General features: G+C 61.0%; 19 protein-coding genes. 17 read left to right on the forward strand and 2 right to left on the reverse strand.

Annotation, left to right across the window (positions count from 1 at the left end):
* Positions 1 to 24: 24 nt before the first annotated feature.
* The 15 genes from KGA82_RS11515 (at position 25) to gspM (ending at position 14,482) form a co-directional block, all read left to right on the forward strand.
* On the forward strand, positions 25 to 1,443 hold the full coding sequence (locus tag KGA82_RS11515) for an FAD-dependent oxidoreductase (protein WP_192226859.1): 1,419 nt from the start codon (positions 25 to 27) through the stop codon (positions 1,441 to 1,443).
* A 241-nt stretch (positions 1,444 to 1,684) separates the two neighbouring features.
* A complete protein-coding gene (hemE, locus tag KGA82_RS11520) occupies positions 1,685 to 2,752 on the forward strand; it encodes a uroporphyrinogen decarboxylase (protein ID WP_008025187.1) in 1,068 nt (355 codons plus the stop codon).
* A 291-nt stretch (positions 2,753 to 3,043) separates the two neighbouring features.
* A complete protein-coding gene (gene gbpA / locus KGA82_RS11525) occupies positions 3,044 to 4,510 on the forward strand; it encodes an N-acetylglucosamine-binding protein GbpA (RefSeq protein ID WP_223450385.1) in 1,467 nt (488 codons plus the stop codon).
* Between the two features lie 77 nt (positions 4,511 to 4,587).
* The gene (locus KGA82_RS11530) at positions 4,588 to 5,130 is read left to right on the forward strand and encodes a cytochrome b (RefSeq protein ID WP_223450386.1); all 543 of its coding nucleotides are present in this window, start codon (positions 4,588 to 4,590) and stop codon (positions 5,128 to 5,130) included.
* Positions 5,127 to 5,636, forward strand: coding sequence for a type II secretion system protein N (locus KGA82_RS11535; RefSeq protein WP_223450387.1), 510 nt, complete (start codon positions 5,127 to 5,129; stop codon positions 5,634 to 5,636). Before KGA82_RS11530 ends, KGA82_RS11535 begins: the two co-directional genes overlap by 4 nt.
* Positions 5,637 to 5,643: 7 nt before the next feature.
* On the forward strand, positions 5,644 to 7,572 hold the full coding sequence (gene gspD / locus KGA82_RS11540; protein WP_223450389.1) for a type II secretion system secretin GspD: 1,929 nt from the start codon (positions 5,644 to 5,646) through the stop codon (positions 7,570 to 7,572).
* A complete protein-coding gene (gene gspE, locus KGA82_RS11545; RefSeq protein ID WP_223450390.1) occupies positions 7,569 to 9,050 on the forward strand; it encodes a type II secretion system ATPase GspE in 1,482 nt (493 codons plus the stop codon). The genes gspD and gspE overlap by 4 nt, the downstream gene beginning before the upstream one ends.
* A gap of 3 nt (positions 9,051 to 9,053) precedes the next feature.
* A complete protein-coding gene (gene gspF / locus KGA82_RS11550) occupies positions 9,054 to 10,262 on the forward strand; it encodes a type II secretion system inner membrane protein GspF (RefSeq protein ID WP_223450396.1) in 1,209 nt (402 codons plus the stop codon).
* 3 nt (positions 10,263 to 10,265) lie between these two features.
* A complete protein-coding gene (gene gspG, locus KGA82_RS11555) occupies positions 10,266 to 10,721 on the forward strand; it encodes a type II secretion system major pseudopilin GspG (RefSeq protein WP_223450397.1) in 456 nt (151 codons plus the stop codon).
* A 3-nt stretch (positions 10,722 to 10,724) separates the two neighbouring features.
* The gene (gene gspH, locus KGA82_RS11560) at positions 10,725 to 11,192 is read left to right on the forward strand and encodes a type II secretion system minor pseudopilin GspH (protein ID WP_223450398.1); all 468 of its coding nucleotides are present in this window, start codon (positions 10,725 to 10,727) and stop codon (positions 11,190 to 11,192) included.
* On the forward strand, positions 11,185 to 11,568 hold the full coding sequence (gspI, locus tag KGA82_RS11565; protein ID WP_223450399.1) for a type II secretion system minor pseudopilin GspI: 384 nt from the start codon (positions 11,185 to 11,187) through the stop codon (positions 11,566 to 11,568). Before gspH ends, gspI begins: the two co-directional genes overlap by 8 nt.
* A complete protein-coding gene (gspJ, locus tag KGA82_RS11570; protein ID WP_223436000.1) occupies positions 11,561 to 12,103 on the forward strand; it encodes a type II secretion system minor pseudopilin GspJ in 543 nt (180 codons plus the stop codon). Before gspI ends, gspJ begins: the two co-directional genes overlap by 8 nt.
* Positions 12,100 to 12,951: a type II secretion system protein GspK gene (locus tag KGA82_RS11575; RefSeq protein WP_223450400.1), complete on the forward strand. Its 852-nt coding sequence runs from the start codon at positions 12,100 to 12,102 to the stop codon at positions 12,949 to 12,951. Before gspJ ends, KGA82_RS11575 begins: the two co-directional genes overlap by 4 nt.
* A complete protein-coding gene (gspL, locus tag KGA82_RS11580; RefSeq protein ID WP_223450401.1) occupies positions 12,948 to 14,054 on the forward strand; it encodes a type II secretion system protein GspL in 1,107 nt (368 codons plus the stop codon). Before KGA82_RS11575 ends, gspL begins: the two co-directional genes overlap by 4 nt.
* Entirely contained in the window at positions 14,051 to 14,482 is a 432-nt protein-coding gene (gspM, locus tag KGA82_RS11585; RefSeq protein WP_192226872.1) for a type II secretion system protein GspM, read from the forward strand. The genes gspL and gspM overlap by 4 nt, the downstream gene beginning before the upstream one ends.
* Here gspM and KGA82_RS11590 read toward each other — a convergent pair.
* Positions 14,475 to 15,707, reverse strand: coding sequence for an MFS transporter (locus KGA82_RS11590; RefSeq protein ID WP_225609813.1), 1,233 nt, complete (start codon positions 15,705 to 15,707; stop codon positions 14,475 to 14,477). The two genes, gspM and KGA82_RS11590, sit on opposite strands and share 8 nt — an antisense overlap.
* Positions 15,708 to 15,874: 167 nt before the next feature.
* On the opposite strand from KGA82_RS11590, the gene KGA82_RS11595 reads away from it, so the two are divergent.
* Both KGA82_RS11595 and KGA82_RS11600 read left to right on the forward strand, forming a co-directional pair.
* The gene (locus KGA82_RS11595; RefSeq protein WP_223450402.1) at positions 15,875 to 16,777 is read left to right on the forward strand and encodes a LysR family transcriptional regulator; all 903 of its coding nucleotides are present in this window, start codon (positions 15,875 to 15,877) and stop codon (positions 16,775 to 16,777) included.
* Positions 16,778 to 17,246: 469 nt separating this feature from the next.
* Entirely contained in the window at positions 17,247 to 17,513 is a 267-nt protein-coding gene (locus KGA82_RS11600; protein WP_223450403.1) for a DUF6124 family protein, read from the forward strand.
* Positions 17,514 to 17,582: 69 nt separating this feature from the next.
* Here the strand turns inward: KGA82_RS11600 and KGA82_RS11605 are convergent, their stop codons facing one another.
* Entirely contained in the window at positions 17,583 to 18,269 is a 687-nt protein-coding gene (locus KGA82_RS11605; protein ID WP_223450404.1) for a hypothetical protein, read from the reverse strand.
* Positions 18,270 to 18,318: the final 49 nt, after the last annotated feature.

The raw sequence follows: 18,318 nt of genomic DNA on the forward strand, positions 1-18,318 counted from the left end.
GAAGAGTTTGATGAGGTTTTAACAATGGCTGAACGTCTGAATAACGACTTCCAGTTCATCGACGTCGGGCGCAAAGATCCGAAGAAGAAACTGTTGCGTCAACGCAAGAAAGAGTTCGTGGAGATCTACGAACCCTTCAAACCCCAGCATTCGGCCGATCAGGCCCACCGCTGCCTGGGTTGCGGTAACCCGTATTGCGAATGGAAGTGCCCGGTGCACAACTTCATTCCGAACTGGCTGAAACTGGTGGCCGAGGGCAACATCCTCCAGGCCGCCGAGCTGTCACACCAGACCAACACCCTGCCGGAAGTCTGCGGCCGGGTGTGCCCGCAGGATCGTCTGTGCGAGGGTGCCTGCACCCTCAACGACGGCTTCGGCGCGGTGACCATCGGTTCGGTCGAGAAGTACATCACCGACACCGCGTTCGCCATGGGCTGGCGCCCGGACATGTCCAAGGTCAAGCCGACCGGCAAACGTGTCGCGATCATCGGCGCAGGCCCGGCCGGTCTCGGTTGTGCCGACGTGCTGGTACGCGGCGGCGTGACCCCGGTGGTGTTCGACAAGAACCCGGAAATCGGCGGTCTGCTGACCTTCGGCATCCCGGAGTTCAAGCTGGAAAAGACCGTGCTGAGCAATCGCCGCGAAGTCTTCACCGGCATGGGCATCGAGTTCCGCCTGAACACCGAAGTGGGCAAGGACGTGTCCGTCGAGCAACTGCTCGAAGAATACGATGCCGTGTTCATGGGCATGGGCACCTACACCTACATGAAGGGCGGCTTTGCCGGTGAAGACCTGCCGGGCGTGCATGACGCGCTCGACTTCCTGATCGCCAACGTCAACCGCAACCTGGGTTTTGAAAAGTCGCCGGAAGATTTCGTCGACATGAAAGGCAAGAAGGTTGTGGTACTGGGCGGCGGCGACACGGCGATGGACTGCAACCGTACGTCGATCCGCCAGGGCGCCAAGTCGGTGACCTGTGCGTATCGTCGTGACGAAGCGAACATGCCTGGCTCGCGCAAAGAGGTGAAGAACGCCAAGGAAGAAGGCGTGAAATTCCTCTACAACCGCCAGCCGATCGCCATCGTGGGTGAAGACAAGGTTGAAGGCGTGAAGGTGGTCGAGACTCGTCTCGGCGAGCCGGACGCCCGTGGCCGTCGCAGCCCCGAGCCGATCCCGGGCTCCGAAGAGATCATCCCGGCCGACGCCGTGGTGATCGCTTTCGGTTTCCGTCCAAGCCCGGCGCCGTGGTTCGAGCAGTTCAGCATCCAGACCGACAGCCAGGGCCGCGTAGTTGCGCCTGAACAAGGTCAGTTCAAGCACCAGACCAGCAACCCGAAAATCTTCGCCGGTGGCGATATGGTTCGCGGTTCCGACCTGGTGGTGACGGCGATCTTCGAAGGTCGCAATGCGGCTGAAGGGATCCTGGACTACCTGGGCGTCTAAATCTGCTTGATCGGCGTCGCTCCCTTCGCGGGCAAGTCGGATCGCCGCACCGCTCGCTCCTACAGGTGCAATATGACCCTGTAGGAGCGAGGCTTGCCCGCGAAGAGGCCGGTAAATTCAACGCAGATTTAGTTGATGTAACCCGCGACAAATTGACCCGATAGACAAAAGGCTGACCTGCATCCGTGCCTTTTGCGTCGAGCTCTGAGAAAATGCCCGCACTTTTTTTCCGGATGCCGACATGACTGCCCTGAAGAACGACCGTTTCCTTCGCGCCCTGCTCAAGCAACCTGTAGACGTCACCCCTGTGTGGATGATGCGTCAGGCCGGTCGCTACTTGCCTGAATACCGCGCCAGCCGTGCCAAGGCCGGCGACTTCATGAGCCTGTGCATGAACCCGGCGTTCGCTTGCGAAGTCACCATGCAACCGCTCGACCGATATCCGCAACTGGATGCGGCAATCCTGTTCTCCGACATCCTCACCATCCCGGACGCCATGGGCCAGGGCCTGTACTTCGAAACCGGTGAAGGTCCGCGCTTCAAAAAAGTCGTCAGCACGATGGCCGACATCGAAGCCCTGCCGATTCCTGATCCGCACAAAGACCTCGGTTACGTGATGGACGCGGTCAGCACCATCCGCCGCGAACTGAACGGTCGTGTACCGCTGATCGGTTTCTCCGGCAGCCCATGGACCCTGGCCACCTATATGGTTGAAGGCGGCTCGTCGAAAGACTTCCGCAAGACCAAAGCCATGCTCTACGACAACCCGCAAGCCATGCACCTGCTGCTGGACAAGCTGGCGCAGTCGGTGACCTCGTACCTCAACGGCCAGATCATGGCTGGCGCGCAAGCGGTGCAGATCTTCGACACGTGGGGCGGCAACCTGTCGGCGGCGGCGTACCAGGAATTCTCCCTGGCCTACATGCGCAAAATCGTCAGCGGCCTGATCCGCGAACACGAAGGCCGCAAGGTTCCGGTCATCCTGTTCACCAAGAATGGCGGCCTGTGGCTGGAAAGCATTGCTGATGCCGGTGCTGATGCGCTGGGCCTGGACTGGACGTGCGATATCGGCAATGCCCGGGCTCGCGTTGGCGACAAAGTTGCCTTGCAAGGCAACATGGACCCGACCGTGCTCTACGCCAAACCGGAAGCCATTCGTACCGAAGTCGGACGGATCCTCGCCAGCTATGGCAAGGGTAGCGGCCACGTGTTCAACCTGGGTCATGGCATTACGCCGGAAGTCGATCCGGAACATGCGGGTGCGTTCCTGCGCGCGGTGCATGAGCTGTCGGCGCAGTATCACGAGTAGTTCTCTCGGGTTCCATCAAGCCTGTCCGGCCAACGCCGGGCAGGCTTTTTTTTGTCTGAAATACCGTGTGCCAGCCTAATCCGTTTCATCCTGTAAGAATGTTTTCCCTCTTTGTCAGACAAGTGAAGAGAGAGAGTAATCCCCATCTAAACGGCGACTTGTCCTACATAGAATTCGTGCCCATCTCAGTAAGGTTTCAGACCTTCGTCCGGTGCAACCCACCGAACGAGATTACGAACAGCGGCGTCCTTATGGCGCCTTAATTTTCGATAAGTAGTCTGGAACACACTCATGAAAAAGACCTTCTACAAGGGAGGAGCGCTAAGCGCATGCTCCTCTTCAATGATCCTGTTATCGGCAATGTTGGCGTCTCAAACTGTTTCGGCCCACGGCTATATGGAAGTGCCGCCATCGCGCGCGCTGCTGTGCCAGAAAGGGGTGAACACCAACTGTGGTGCCGCGCAATACGAGCCTCAAAGTGTTGGCGAAACGTTCAAAGGTTTTCCCGCTGGTACAGGCGGTGCGCCTTTGCAAGGGCCGATCGATGGCAAGATTCCGAGTGGCGGTCATCCATCGTTCTCCGCTATGGATGCTCAGTCCGCTACCCGTTGGCAATTAACGGAAATCAAAGACCGCAACATCGATTTCCAATGGAGCTACACCCAGGCTCACCCGGCCACCAAGCATGAGTACTTCATCACTCGCAACGGCTGGAACGTTAACGAATCCCTCAAGCGCGCCTCGTTCGAAAGCACCCCGTTCTGCGTCGTCGAGGGGAATCATCAGCTGCCGGTGTCCGGCGCCAAACACAACTGCAACATTCCTGACGACAAATCCGGCCAGCACGTCATCCTCGGGATCTGGACCGTCGGTGATACCGACGCGGCGTTTTACAACGCTGTCGATGTGAACATCCTCGGCGAACCGTCGTTGCCCGGTGGCTGGTCTTCCGTTGGCGGCATCACGCCATCGACCCAATTGCTGATCGGCGACAAGGTCAAGGCCCGTGCATTCTCTGCCAACGGTGTCAGCCCGAATTACGACGTCGAGATCTCCATCGACACTGCCGAGGAAGGCTCGCCGAATAACTGGGCGTTCAAACTCGCAGAAAAAATCAACAGCACCCACTCGCTTATCCGTGCCGGTGTTCGTAATGAGAACGGCAGCATCGAACCAGTCCGGGGTAACAACACCCTCTACGCCCAGAAAGAAAGCGGCGTAACCCGATTCGAAGTTCAGCTGGACATGAAGGAAGACGCCGCCGCGCGCATGTCGGTGGCCTCCCAGCAAGCCGAATACGTTCTGGAAAAAGGCCTGGCCAACGTCCAGTTCAGCATGATCTCGAACCGTGCGATGAACGTCGAAGCGACCTTGTTCGACGAGAACAACAAGCCGGTCGGTTCCGTCGCGAAGCAGGTAGACAGCGGTCCGACCTGGCTGACCATGGATGTTCGCAGCAATCCCGGCAAACACACCCTGACGCTGGTCGGCACCACGCTGGATGGCCGCACCACTCGCCAGGACACCCAGCCCACCCACATGACCGGTGAAGGCGCGGGCATCGAGCACGACTTCGTGTTCCCCGAAGGCATCAGCGAGTACACCGCCGGCACCAAAGTGCTGCAACCGAAGACCAATGAAATCTTCGAATGCAAGCCATTCCCCGCGTCCGGTTACTGCAAGCAATACGCCCCGACGGCCAACGGCTTTGAGCCCGGTGTAGGGGCGCACTGGCACATGGCGTGGGACAAAATCTAAGTCTCTCGTAACACTTCAGGCGATCCGGAACAGGATTGCCTGAAGGCTTATCTTCCTGTTGAAAAGTCGAGTTGAAAATGACGGTTTTGGGTTACTCCACCCAACGTGTATGGCTGCACTGGATATCGGCGGCGGTGATCATCTGGACGCTGGCGTCGGGGTTCTATGTGGCCTGTGCGGACGTGCCAGCCCGCGTCGGTGAGTGGGTTGCCTTTATCAATGTGTCGCTGACGACGGTGTTCATCCCGTTCTTTGTCTGGCGGCTGTTTATTTTTGTCGTTCACGCCCGGCAGGCGAGCGTGAACACCTTGTCGCCCATGGAAAAACTCGCGCTGTTTGCCCACACGCTGATCTATCTGACGGTGACTGTTGTGCTGGTGACCGGTGTGTTGATGATGGACCGCCCGATTGATGTATTCGGGTGGGTCGATATTGCGCAGCTGCTGAGTGATCCAGCGCTTATCGCGCTGTTCGCCACGATTCATGTTTGGTCGTGCCTGGTACTTTCACTGCTGATCGCGATGCATGTCGGTGCGGTGATTTTCCATGAACTGTGCGGTCACCGCGTACTGCGGCGAATGTCCTTGTGCAGCAGTGTTCGCAGTGACCGCGCCGAGTGAACGGGCGACTCTGCACCCTCTGCCTGCTGCTGGTGACCGTCGCGTACGGAGCCTTTCTGGTGTGGCAAGAGTGGGGATTTCGTCAAAGCCGTGTCGCACCGATGCCTGTCGTTGCAACGATAGCGACGCCACCGTCCCGTGCACCTCTGGATACCACTGCAGTGGCGACGGTGCTTGGCCTGACGGCGGGAGCCACGTTGTTGGCCAGCGCCGAGCCGCTGACCCTGCAGGCCAGTTTTGTCCTGGCCACAGGGTTGTCCAGAGCGCTGCTGGCAGACGCTCAAGGCTCGCGGATTTATCAGGTGGGCGATCCGTTGCCGGGCGGCAGCGTCCTGCGTCGCGTCGAGGCGAACCGGGCGGTGTTGTGGAACAAGGGGCGAGAAGAAGTGCTGACGCTGCAGACGTCTGCCACGCAGCTCTTGCGTCGATTAGACGCGCAAACCGAGGCTCCGGCCCCCGCGACTCCTGCGCATTTTCTACGCCCGCTCTCCGGGCCGTCAGAGTGATCAACCCATGAACTTTTCCATCAGCGCGAAGGCGTTGCGCACCCTGCTTTTTTTCGCCGCGTTGGCGCTGTCACTCTTTCACGGCGCGGTACGGGCCGAGGAAGAAAAATGGCAACTGGCGATGAACAATGCCGAGCTGCGCGACATCGTCGAGGAAATCTCCACCATTCTCGGGACCACGGTGGTGCTTGATCCCAGAGTCTCCGGGCGCATCACCGTCATGTCCCGTCAGGCCCTCGACCGCGAAGGTGTTCGCCGATTGTTTTATTCGGTGCTGGATGCCCACAACTTCACGGTCATCGACGAGGGTGACCGGATCCTGATTACGCCGGTCACCGAAGCGAAAACCCGCGCCGGCCAAGGCATTGCAAAAAACGCCACGGCTTCGCAATTCATCACCCAGGTCGTCGAACTGAACACCAGCAGCGCTTCCGACATCGCCGGCCTGGTTCGGCCGCTGGTGTCGGCCAACGGCTATGTCGGTCCTTCGGTGTCAGCCAATGCGCTGGTGGTCACCGATACTGCGGCCAATGTGAACCGTATCGCGCAGGTGGTCCGGCAACTGGATTCCGGGCAGAACAACCAGCATGCCGTGGTGCAAATGCAGCACGCACAGGCTGCTGATGTGGCGACTGTCATGGAGTCCTCGCTGGGCAAACGCAGCGCTGATACGGCGATCCAGGTACTGGCCGACGCCAGAACCAATCGGTTGATCCTCATTGGCCCACCGTCGGTTCGCCAGCGCCTGATCGACCTCGCACGCCGTCTCGATACCCCCGCGACCGCCACCCTCGACAACGCGCGGGTGATTCGCCTGCGTCACAGCGATGCCAGGCAATTGGCCGAAGTCCTCGAAACGATGGGGCAGGGCCGAAAGCCGGCAACGGCCGTCGGTGGCGCCCGGGATAACTCACCCGGCCCGACGTTCATGATCAAGGCCGACGAAAGCCAGAATGCGCTGGTGCTGATTGCCGAACCGGCACAAATCCGCACCATCGAGGACATCGTGCGTCAGTTGGATCAGCCTCGGGCGCAGGTGCTGATCCATGCCGCCATCGTCGAGATTTCCGGGGACATCGCCGAGGCCGTGGGTGTTCAGTGGAGCGTCAGCGGCAGCGATGCAAAAGGCTTCATCAACTTCCCCGGCACCGACATTCCGATCATCGGCGGGCTGAACTTTGACGAGAAAAAATCTGCGCCGGAAGGGGCCGTCCTGCGACTGGGTAGTGACCGCTTCGGCGCGTTGGTTTCGGCGCTGGCCAGCAACACCCGCAGCAACCTGCTGTCCACGCCGAGCCTGCTGACCCTGGACAATCAGGAGGCAGAAATCATCGTCGGCCAAAACGTCCCGTTCAAGACCGGCTCCTACGCCACCAACAGCAACGGCGCGGAAAATCCGTTTACCACCGTCGAGCGCAAGGACGTGGGCATCAGCCTGAAGATCAAGCCGTACATCAACGAAGGTTCGACGTTGCGCCTGGAGGTCGCGCAGGAAGTGTCGGACATCGCGCCTTCGGTATCGGGCATCGATTCTTCGGACCTGATCACCAACAAACGTGCGCTCAAGAGCACGATCCTGGCGGACGATGGCGAAATCATCGTCATCGGCGGGCTGATCAGGGACAGCGTCCGCACCCAACAGAGCGGGGTGCCGTTGCTGCGCGACATTCCCTACCTCGGTGCGCTGTTTCGCTGGACCCGCGACACCCAGACCAAAAGCAACCTGATGGTGTTTTTGCGGCCGACTATCGTGCGCAGCAAGGAAGACCTGTCAGACGTCAGCCAGCAGCGTTACAACGCGCTGCGTGAATTGAGCAAGCCCGGCGCGCGAGGGAACAACTCCTTGCTGCTGCCGGCCGAGGCGCGTCAATTGTTCGACCCCGCGCCCGACGCCCCCGTGTTCGATTTGCGTAAATCAGCGGTGGAATCGCCATGAGCGAATTGCGTGAATCCCTCCAGCCATTGCCCTTCGGTTTCGCCCGGCGTTTCGGCGTACTGCTGGAGCACGACGGGCCGGGCTCAAGCCTTGTACTGCGCGCCAATGCGCCGCTCACGGCCTTGTCGGAAGCCCGTCGGGCAAGCGCTCGGGATCTGCCGATGCGGGTGCTTGAGCCTGATGTGTTCGCCGCACGTCTGGCCGTCGCTTATCGCGAAGGTCAGAGCGCGGCCGAGCAAGTTGCCCAAGGGCTGGACGAAGAGCTGGACCTGCTCAGCCTGGTCGATCAAGTCCCGCAAACCGCTGACCTGCTGGAGCAGCAGGGCGACGCGCCGATCATTCGGTTGATCAACGCACTGCTCAGCGAAGCGGTGCGCGAACACGCGTCGGACGTGCACCTGGAAACCTTTGAGCAGTACCTGTCGGTGCGCATGCGCGTCGACGGGCAATTGCGCGAAATGCTCAGGCCCCGACGCGAACTGGCCACCTTGCTGGTGTCGCGGATCAAGGTCATGGCACGCCTGGACATTGCTGAAAAACGGGTCCCGCAGGATGGTCGAATGGCCCTGCGACTGGCCGGGCACGAAGTTGATGTGCGGGTCTCCACGCTGCCTTCGGCCCACGGCGAACGGGTGGTGCTGCGCCTGCTCGACAAGCAGGCCGGGCGCCTGGAATTGCCGCGACTCGGCATGCCTGCCGATACCCTCGCCGCGTTGCGCCAGTTGCTCGCAAAACCTCACGGCATTCTCCTGGTGACCGGGCCCACCGGTTCCGGCAAGACCACCAGTTTGTATGCCGCGCTGAGCAGCCTGAACGATCAGACACGCAACATCCTCACGGTCGAAGACCCCATCGAATATCACCTGCCGGGGGTGGGGCAGATGCCGGTCAATCCGAAAGTGGACATGACGTTTGCCCGCGGCTTGCGGGCGATCTTGCGACAGGATCCGGACGTGGTGATGGTCGGCGAAATCCGTGATCGCGAGACGGCGGAAATCGCCGTCCAGGCATCACTGACCGGGCACCTGGTGCTCTCGACGTTGCACACCAACAGTGCCGTCGGTGCAGTGACGCGGCTGGTGGACATGGGCGTCGATGCCTACCTGCTCGCGTCGTCGCTGGTGGGCATTCTGGCCCAGCGTTTACTGCGCACGTTGTGTCCCCATTGCAAAGCGGCATACAGCGCCGATGGCGCCACGTGCGAACGCTTAGGGCTCGATTCGGCAGCGCCACCGCAACTGTTCAGGGCTGTTGGATGCGACCAGTGCCAGCACGGTTATCGCGGGCGGATCGGGATCTACGAGCTGATCAGCGTGACGCCCGCCGTCTCGGTTCTGATTCACCAAGGTGCGAGCGAACAGGCGTTGATAGAAGAGACGCGCAAGGTCTCCCGCAGCCTGTTTCAGGACGGTCGCCAGCGGGTGCTGGAGGGCGTGACCAGCCTCGACGAATTACTGCGCGTGACGCAGGAGGACTAGCGAGTGCCGACGTTCGATTACCGCGCTGACGACGCCCAGGGCCGACGCTGCAAAGGCCGACTGGAGGCCGACGGCCCGCGACATGCCCGGCAACTGATGCGTGAACGCGGCTTGTGGCCGCGTGAGTTGAGCGAGGTCAGGGCAGGTGGCGACACGGGGGCGCAGCCTCGCAGCGGACGTCTGAGCGCGGCGGATCTGGCGCTGTTGACCTTGCAGCTGTCCACCCTCGTTCAGGCAGGGCTGCCTCTGGAGGAAGCCCTTGAAGCGGTGACGAAGCAAAGTGCGAAGCGCAAGGTTGCCGGTCTGTTGTCGGCGGTCAGGAGTCGGGTGATGGAAGGTCATGCCCTGTCGACGGCGCTGGCTCAATTTCCCAAGGCGTTCCCCGAATTGTTCCGCGCCACCGTTGCGGCTGGCGAACGTTCCGGTCACTTGGGGCAGGTGCTGGAACAACTGGCCGCTTACACCCAGGCCCGGCAGGCGTCGCGGCAGAAAATTCAGATGGCCCTGGTGTACCCGCTGATCCTGATGTTGGCCAGTGTCGCGATTGTTGGTTTTCTGCTCGGCTACGTGGTGCCCGACGTGGTGAAGATCTTCGTCGATAGTGGCCAGCCGTTGCCCTGGCTGACACAGGCGCTGATCGCCCTCAGCAATGGGCTGCGCAATCACTTTCTGCTGTTGATGGGCGTGCTGGCGACGCTGCTCGGCCTCTGGCGCTGGAGCCTGCGCCAGCCGGCCTGGCGCCTGCGCTGGCATCGTCTCGCGTTGAAACTGCCGGTCATGGGCGAGGTGCTGCGGGCGATGGAAGCCGCGCGGTTCGCCAGCACGCTGGCAATCCTCGGCAAAAGTGCAGTGCCATTGGTGGACGCGCTGGAGATCGCGGCGGCCGTCATCGGCAACCTGACCATCCGCAGCCGCATGGCCGATGTCGCGCGCTCGGTCCGTGAAGGTGGAACGCTGACTCGCGGCCTGGAACTGAGCGGCGACATCCCGCCGATGATGCTGCACATGATCGCCAGCGGCGAACGTGCCGGTGAACTCGATCGCATGCTGGTGCGGGCCGCCGAGCAGCAGGAAAGCAGCCTGGCGGCGCGTATCGCACTGGTCGTGAGCCTTTTTGAACCGGCCATGCTGGTGTTGATGGGCGGCGTGGTGCTGCTGATCGTCATGGCCATCCTCCTACCGATTCTCAGCCTCAACCAATTGGTGAATTGACCCATGAATGCAGCACAGAGAAACAGTCCTCGCGCTCAACGCGGTTTTACCCTGATCGAAATCATGGTGGTGGTGGTCATCATCGGCGTGCTGGGGGCCATCGTGGTGCCGCAGTTCATGAGCCGTCCCGACCAGGCCAAAGTCACCGCCAGCAAAATTGATCTCCAGGCCATCGCCACGGCCCTCGAAATGTATCGCCTCGACAACTTCAACTACCCCTCGACACAGCAGGGGCTGGAAGCCCTGAGCAAACCACCTTCCGGCCTGCCGGCGGCGAGGAACTGGAACCCTCAGGGTTATCTGAAAAGCCTGCCGGTCGATCCGTGGAACACGCCCTATCAGTACCTCAATCCCGGTGTGCATTCAGTGGACGGCGGCTATGACTTGTATTCCCTCGGTTCCGATGGCGTGAAGGGTGGCGAAGGGCATGCGGCCGATATCGGCAACTGGGGCGACTGAATCATGCGCCAGCGTTGTCGGGGATTCACCTTGCTCGAACTGATGATCGTGATTGTTTTGATCGGTGTGCTGTTGGGCATGGTGAGCTTCGCCATCGGGTCGAATCCGGCGCGTCAGGCCCGGCAGGAAGCGCACGGGATCGTGGGCGTGATTCAACAGTTGCGTGAACGCGCAGTGCTCGATGGCCAGGAGTTCGGCCTGCGGCTGAGTGTCGAGGGTTATCGGGTGATGAGGCTCGATGTTCAGGGCTGGGAACCGATGGCGGCTTTTTATCGATGGCCCGAAAACGTGCGGCTACGGCTTGAGCAGGACGGTCATCCGGTAACCCTTGGCGCCGACGATGGACCTCCTCAGTTGCTGATGTTCAGCAACGATGAAACCAGCGTCTTTACGCTGACGTTTGGCAACGACAAAAAGACGTGGCTCAGCCTGTCCAGCGATGGCCTTGGCCAGGTGGTGATCGATGGCTAGCCGGCCGTTTGCTTCACGCATGCGTGGCTTCACCTTGCTGGAAATCATGGTGGCCCTGGCGATCTTTTCGACGCTGGCGGCTGCCGTGCTGTCGGCGAGCCAATATGTGCTCAGGCAAACCGGCGCGGTCGAGGAACGGCTCTTCGCCGCGTGGCTGGCAGACAACCATCTGAATGAACTGCGCCTGCAAACCGGATTGCCCCTCGACCAGCAACAACGGATCGTGTCGATGGATCGCCGCGACTGGTTGCTGCGCCAGCGCATCAGCGTTTCGTCCGACCCGCGCCTGCTCAAGGTCGATGTTGACGTCAGCCTTTCCGGGCGTGAGCAAACCGTACACCGCGCCAGTGGCTGGATACCTCATCGTGATGAATAAGCAGAGCGGTTTCACCTTGCTGGAACTGGTCATCGCCATGGCGATCTTCGCGTTGCTGGGCCTGGCCAGTTGGGGGCTGTTCGATGGCGTGGTGCGCGTGCAACGAGGGACGACGGCGCATGAGCGTGAGTTTCGAAGCCTGCAACGGGCGGTGGCGGTGATCGAGCGGGATGTGCTGCACGCCACCGATCAACCTGTCGTGCTCCAGCAATCGGTGTTGCAGTTGCAGCGTAGCCATTGGCGCAACCCTTTGGACCAGCCGCGCAGCGAGCGCCAGTTGCTGACCTATCGACTCGATAACGGCACGCTGTGGCGTGAAAGTCAGGGGGAGGGGGTGCCGAGCGTGCAGCGGCAAAAGCTGCTGGGCGATGTTCGAGACTTGAGTTGGCGGGTGTTTGATGCACAGTCCGGTTGGAGCCGCGATTGGCCATCCGGGCGGGGCGTGAAGCGGCCGATGGCGGTGGAAGTGCAATTCTCTACGGGTCGTTTCGAGGCGATTCGTCGGGTATTGCTGTTGCCCGGCGCGTTGCCATGAGGAGGCATCAACGCGGCATCGCGTTGATCAGCGTGTTGCTGGTCATGAGTCTGGCGTTGTTGATCACCAGCGGCTTGCTGCGCAGCCATCGCCTGTCGCTGCACAGCAGCGGCCAGGCCCTGCAGCACATTCAAATGCGCCAACTCGCCGTTGCGGGGGAAAGCTGGGCGCTTTTGCGCTTGCGGGACGCGGCGCAGGGCTCGCAAAAAACCGTCGACCTGACCCAGGACTGGGCGCGCATGACTCCCGACTTCGACGTCGAAGACGCGCAGATCCGCGTTGATATCGAAGACCTCGCCGGGCGCTTCAATCTCAACGCATTGTTGACTCAGGGGCAGATCGATCAAGTCACCCTCAACCGCTGGGCGCGCTTGCTCGACGTGCTGGATCTTCCACCGCTGCAACTTGCTCAGGTGGGAGCGTTCCGAGAACTGAGCCAACTGCGCCTGCTGCCGGGGGTTGACGCTCATGTGCTGCGTCAACTTGAGCCTTGGGTGGCGATGTTGCCCGGCCACGCAACGCTGAACGTCAACACGGCCCCGGCGTTGGTGCTGAGGACGCTCGATGACGTGGACGCGACCACGGCTGCGGCGCTGGTTCGTCAGGCTTCGACGACGGGATGGGCCAGCGTACAGGCCTTTACGCAAGACCCGCTGCTCTCCGGTGCAGGCCTGAGCAGTCATGGACTTGGCACCGGCAGCCGCTGGTTCCGCATCACGGTGCAGGTCACTCAGGGGCAGCGCCGTTTGCGGCTGGCCACGGAGGTCGAACGCGACGCCGACACCCACCAACTCAACGTCCTGCAACGACGCCTTCTTCCTTCGACTGCCCACGAGATGCCGCGATGAATACCTGGCTTTACCTGACCGCCGAGGGCCTGGGCGAACCGTCGGCAGACTGGCCTTGCTGCGTCTGGTCCTCGACTGCGCAACGCCAGTCCATGCCCTTGAATCAAGCGGCACAGGTGCTGAGCGGGCAGGCGGTCGATGTGCTGCTGCCCATGGAATTGTGCAGTTGGGTGCGCAGCGATCCGTGGCCTTCCAAACGCCAACCCGGCACGCAAGCCGTCGCGTTTGCCGTGGAGGATCAATTGAGCGAGGCGTTGGAAAAGCTGCACCTGAGCATCGGCGCTCGCGATCAGGAAGGGCGTTATCCGGTCATGGTGATCGACCGCCAGCGGTTTGCCGCGATGCTCGCGTTACTGGCCGAAGAGGGCGTCGAGGTGCGTTCGGTGTTCGTCGATGCCGATGTCTTGCCCCTGGATCAGGCACTCGGTGTTTGGTGGTTCGGTCGATGGCTGGTCGGCGGAGGGCTGCCGGCCCGCCTGACGTTGACGGACGACGGGTTGACGTTGCTGGGGCCGGCCTTGCCCGCAGGGATTCAATGGGTCGACGAGCGTCAGGGCGCCACCGATGTCGATCAATACCTGGCCCAGCGTCCAGCGCAGGCCATCAATCTGCTGCAGGGCGAATTCGCCCTGCGCAACAAACGCCTGCCCTGGCGCCTCGGCGGTTTGACGATGCTGACGTTGCTGTTGCTGACCTGGGGCGCCAGCGCTTCGCGAATCCATTTTCTGGAGAGTGAAACACGCAGGCTCTACAGCCAGAACGAGCAACGGTTCAAGACGCTTTACCCCGAGCAGAGCCGCATCGTCGATCTGGCAACGCAGCTCAACGCGCTTCAACAACAGACCGCCGAGCCGCAGCGCACACGCGTCGCCGAGCTGGTGACGCTGGTCGAGCAGGTGATTGGCGCAAGCAATGTCGAGGTCCGGCGTATTGAGTTTCGTGCCGGCGATGGCTGGAAAATCCAGCTGAGTGCCAACAGCTTTGCCGAGCTGGAACAACTGCGCGAACGCGGGCGACAACAAGGCGTGCCACTGCGGCTCGACAGTGCGAGCAAAGAGCGCGACCGCGTACAGGCGACCCTGACAGTGGAGGACCGAACATGAAAGCGGCCTGGCAACGGCTGTCCCTTCGCGAGCAACGACTGTTGCTGGCCATGGGCGCATTTTTATTGGCTGTCGTGGCGTTCAGCCTGATCTGGCAACCGACACGCCAACGCCTGGAAACCATGGAACGCCAGCACCAACAGCAACTGGCCGTGTCTGCGCAACTGCAACGGGCACAACCGCGAAGCACCCCGCCCGTCGTCAGCCATCAGTCGTTGTCGCTGCGTGTCAGCGAAAGCGCCACAGCAGCGGGGCTTGAGATCCATCAGATGGACACCGACAACGATGTGTTGCGCCTGACCCTCAGCGGCGACGCGCAGGCGTTGTTGCAATGGCTGGACCGCACCGAACGTGACGGCGTCGCCCTGCAATCGCTGACCCTGGAAAAGCGTGACGCGGTGCTTGAGGCGCGGGTGGTGCTCAGGTAGTCGAACCATTCCCCGGCAGCAGCGGCAGGCGGGCCAGTTTCAACGCAACCAGCAACGCCACCACCAGCAGCGCACCGATGAACACGCCAATCCCGTTCCACCCGCCGAGGTGCCAGAACACACCGCCTGCCGTACCGGCGATGCTCGACCCGGCGTAGTAACTGAACAAGTACAACGACGATGCCTGACCCTTGGCCTTCGTGGCGCGGCGGCCGATCCAGCTGCTGGCCACCGAGTGCGCGCCGAAGAAACCGAAGGTGAAAATCAGCATGCCGATGATCACCACGGGCAGCGGCGTGAGCATGGTCAGGGCGAGACCGGCGAGCATCAGCACGATGGTCGACCAGAGCATTTTGCGGCGTCCGAGTTTGTCGGCCAGCGAACCGATTTTCGCCGAGCTGTAGATGCCCGACAGGTACACCACCGACAGCAGCCCGACAAAGGCCTGGTCCATGTGGTACGGCTCGGCCAGCAGGCGATAGCCGATGTAGTTGAAGAGCGTGACGAACGCGCCCATCAGCACAAACGCTTCTAGGAACAACAGCGGCAAACCGGCGTCGCGAAAATGCATGGTGAAACCGTCGAGCAGGCTGCGCGGGTGCAGCGAACGGGCGCGGAAGTTGCGCGATTCGGGAAGAATTTTCCAGAACACCGCCGCCGCGATCAGCGCCAGGCCGCCGATCACCAGCATCGCCGTGTGCCAGCTGACGAAGTCGATCAACACCCCGGTAATCAAGCGCCCGCACATCCCGCCAATCGCGTTGCCACCGATGTACAAGCCCATCGCCAGGCCGATGTGTTGCGGGTGGATCTCTTCGCTCAGGTAGGTCATCGCGACCGCTGCCAGGCCGCTCAACGACAACCCGATCAACGCGCGCATCACGAGCACGCCGTGCCAGCTCGGCATCATGGAACTGGCGATGGTGCACAGCGCCGCGGCAAACAGCGCCGCCACCATCACCGGTTTGCGCCCGACCCGGTCGGAGATCGGCCCGGTGATCAGCAGGCCGATGGCGAGCATGGCCGTGGCCACCGACAGAATCAGGCTGCTCTGCGCCGCGTTGATCGAATATTCGTGGGACAGCAGCGGCATCATCGGTTGCACGCAATACAGCAGCGCGAAGGTCGCAAAGCCGCCGGAGAACAGCGCCAGTACCGTGCGCATGAACATCGGCGTGCCCTTTTCGATGTAGATCTCCTTCAGTTCAGAGACGGCATCGTCCAGCGCGGCGGGCGGAACTTCATGGGCGAGTGGGGCGACAGCAGTTTTCACTTCAGACCTCGGGGGAGCGCAGCCGGTCAGGCAATGAAAAAAGCATATAGCTGCCTAATGATTCAATCCAATATATTGTTCGACCTGTTTGAGAGGTTTTACGACCTAATGGAGTTTTCATGGAATTGCGTCACCTGCGCTACTTCATTGCCGTCGCCGAAGAACTGCACTTCGGCCGCGCCGCCCAGGTGCTGGGCATCTCGCAACCGCCGCTGAGCCAGCAGATTCAGGCGCTGGAGCAGGAAGTCGGTGCGCGATTGTTCGAGCGTACCAATCGTCGGGTCGAGCTCAGTGAGGCCGGGCGATTGTTTCTGGAAGAAGCTCGATTGGTGCTGGCGCAGGTCGACAAAGCGGCGGATGTGGCGCGGCGGGCGCAGCTCGGTGAGCTGGGGGAATTGAAGATCGGATTCACTTCATCGGCGCCATTCAACTCGACCATTCCCCAGGCGATTTTTTCATTCCGCCAGCGGTTCCCGGCGGTGCACCTGAACCTGCGGGAAATGAGCAGCACTCAGGTGGCCGAAGCGCTGGTGGACGAGTCGATCGAGGTCGGGATCATGCGGCCGTTGGGTTTGCCGGATTCGCTCAGCGTGGTGGAGTTGATGCGCGAGCCGCTGGTGGCCGTGCTCAGTTCAAAGCATCCGCTGGTGCAGGACAGTGAAGAGGGAATATTCCTGTCAGCTCTGGCCCTCGAACCGTTCGTATTTTTCCCTCGCAGTTACGGCAGTGGTCTGTATGCACAATTGCTCAGCCTGGCGCGGGATGCCGGTTTCAGCCCGCACTTCGCGCAAGAGGCGGGCGAGGCGATGACCATTATCGGGTTGGTGGCGGCGGGGCTCGGCGTGTCGGTGCTGCCGGCGTCTTATCAGCGGATGCGGATTGATGGCGTGGTCTATCGGCCGCTGCTCGATCCTGAGGCGGTTTCGGCGGTGTGGCTGGTACAGCGCAAGGATCAGAAATCGCCGATGGCCAAGGCGTTTGTGGACCTGCTGACGCGCAAGGTCGAACCCCTCAAGTCATGAACGACACAACCCTGTAGGAGCCGGCTTGCTGGCGATCGCGGATTGTCAGTTGGCATTGATGTTGACTGATCCACCGCTATCGCCAGCAAGCCGGCTCCTACAGGTTTTGTATTCTTTCTGTAGCAGTTGTGGGACGTTTCCTAAGACGTCTTCCGGGAGGCTACAACACCTTGCGGCAGCGCCTACAACTACGCCAGAATCCGCCGGCTTGTGCGCTTTGGGGGCCATCGGTAACTTGGTTCGCGTCACTGATTTCCAGTGATCGGGTTTAGTAGCCCGTGTCCACACGATGCGCACTTGCGTTTCATTAAGTCAGGTATCCGATACCTGCGCTTGATGGCAGCAGTGCGCAGGGCGTCTTCGGGCGCGCCGGTTTCGCTCCTCCCCGGTCTACTAACCTGCGCGCCGCTGCCACCCTTTTGATTAGTAGCGATTAGGTGATGGCTCCGTTTTTCTTGGAGGGCAACACATGACCAATGCAACAGAAAATCCGCTGGACACCGATCCAGACACTCGACGTCAACCAAGCCCATTCTTCTTCGTCTCCCCCGACATCGACAATGTTGCCTTGCTGGCATACGCCTGCGAATCCCTGGCATCAGCGAATGTCATGGCGAGCGATTTCGTGAGGTACCTGGAAGGATCGCATTGCAACACGCTGCTGGGCATTCAGCAGTCAATCATGCTGGGAGAGCTGGCGGTGAACCGGGTGTTGGAAAACCTCGATCCTCCTTGATCGACCGCGCTGATCGTTCCCACGCATAAAGTGGGAGCGATCAGCTCATGGCTCTGCACTGCCAGCGGTCTACTCGGGGATCGACGGTTGCTTGGGATAGCCAGGGTGCAGCGGATTCTCCTCCCACCCTGCTTCATTTTCATCGAAGGGTACCCACGGTCTGGCAACGGAAAGGGTGATGAGATAGCGTTCTTCGGTCGGGTTTCTGGAATCCTTGAAGCGGCCCAACAGCAGCATTACCTGATACTTGTCGCCCGCCTGCCAAAAGGATCGTCCGTGCCGGATCCCTTTCCGAAGCCAGGCCCGCCATTCGGGTGTATCGGCGATGGTGGGGTCGTTTCGCACGCCCATTGCCACCCAGCCTTTTTCTCTCCACTGGTCCTGTAAATCGAGAACGACCTTGAGGGCGTCATCGAGCAGCAACGGTTCTATTTGGGGGGACATGCGGATGTCTTCAATGACATTGTCGTCAAATCCGACAGTGAAAAAGCGAGCCGAAGGCGTGATGAACCCGTATTGCGGATCAATCAATCGTAATCGTGCATCCACCATTGGAATCCCGAGCCATAGGTGCCCAGGGAGCAACGGGCTAAAAGAGGCTGAAGAACGGTTACGCATCTCTTCATATGTTCCGCCTATCTCCAGGGCAATTTCCGGTTCTCCCCACAGAGGCTGCTTCAGTTGATGGATGGCAGCCAGCATCAGCACAGCCAAAAGCAGCCAGCCAGCGCCTCGGTGCCAGTTGCGCAGGTTCATCCCTCGCCACCCGAGGCGATTTCTCGAATCGACTGCTCCAGAGTGGGAC

The sequence above is a fragment of the Pseudomonas sp. BF-RE-22 genome (genome assembly GCF_019956155.1).
In the GTDB taxonomy this organism is placed as follows: Bacteria; Pseudomonadota; Gammaproteobacteria; order Pseudomonadales; family Pseudomonadaceae; genus Aquipseudomonas; species Aquipseudomonas migulae.

Excerpts from the sequence above, each read along its gene's own strand:
- gspH (WP_223450398.1), top strand. The coding sequence starts at position 10,725 with ATGCGCCAGCGTTGTCGGGGATTCACCTTGCTCGAACTGATGATCGTG.
- KGA82_RS11575 (WP_223450400.1), top strand. The coding sequence starts at position 12,100 with ATGAGGAGGCATCAACGCGGCATCGCGTTGATCAGCGTGTTGCTGGTC.
- gspI (WP_223450399.1), top strand. The coding sequence starts at position 11,185 with ATGGCTAGCCGGCCGTTTGCTTCACGCATGCGTGGCTTCACCTTGCTG.
- KGA82_RS11515 (WP_192226859.1), top strand. The coding sequence starts at position 25 with ATGGCTGAACGTCTGAATAACGACTTCCAGTTCATCGACGTCGGGCGC.
- gspJ (WP_223436000.1), top strand. The coding sequence starts at position 11,561 with ATGAATAAGCAGAGCGGTTTCACCTTGCTGGAACTGGTCATCGCCATG.
- KGA82_RS11530 (WP_223450386.1), top strand. The coding sequence starts at position 4,588 with ATGACGGTTTTGGGTTACTCCACCCAACGTGTATGGCTGCACTGGATA.
- gspG (WP_223450397.1), top strand. The coding sequence starts at position 10,266 with ATGAATGCAGCACAGAGAAACAGTCCTCGCGCTCAACGCGGTTTTACC.
- KGA82_RS11600 (WP_223450403.1), top strand. The coding sequence starts at position 17,247 with ATGACCAATGCAACAGAAAATCCGCTGGACACCGATCCAGACACTCGA.
- gspL (WP_223450401.1), top strand. The coding sequence starts at position 12,948 with ATGAATACCTGGCTTTACCTGACCGCCGAGGGCCTGGGCGAACCGTCG.
- gbpA (WP_223450385.1), top strand. The coding sequence starts at position 3,044 with ATGAAAAAGACCTTCTACAAGGGAGGAGCGCTAAGCGCATGCTCCTCT.
- KGA82_RS11605 (WP_223450404.1), bottom strand. The coding sequence starts at position 18,269 with ATGAACCTGCGCAACTGGCACCGAGGCGCTGGCTGGCTGCTTTTGGCT.
- hemE (WP_008025187.1), top strand. The coding sequence starts at position 1,685 with ATGACTGCCCTGAAGAACGACCGTTTCCTTCGCGCCCTGCTCAAGCAA.
- gspE (WP_223450390.1), top strand. The coding sequence starts at position 7,569 with ATGAGCGAATTGCGTGAATCCCTCCAGCCATTGCCCTTCGGTTTCGCC.
- gspD (WP_223450389.1), top strand. The coding sequence starts at position 5,644 with ATGAACTTTTCCATCAGCGCGAAGGCGTTGCGCACCCTGCTTTTTTTC.
- gspM (WP_192226872.1), top strand. The coding sequence starts at position 14,051 with ATGAAAGCGGCCTGGCAACGGCTGTCCCTTCGCGAGCAACGACTGTTG.
- KGA82_RS11595 (WP_223450402.1), top strand. The coding sequence starts at position 15,875 with ATGGAATTGCGTCACCTGCGCTACTTCATTGCCGTCGCCGAAGAACTG.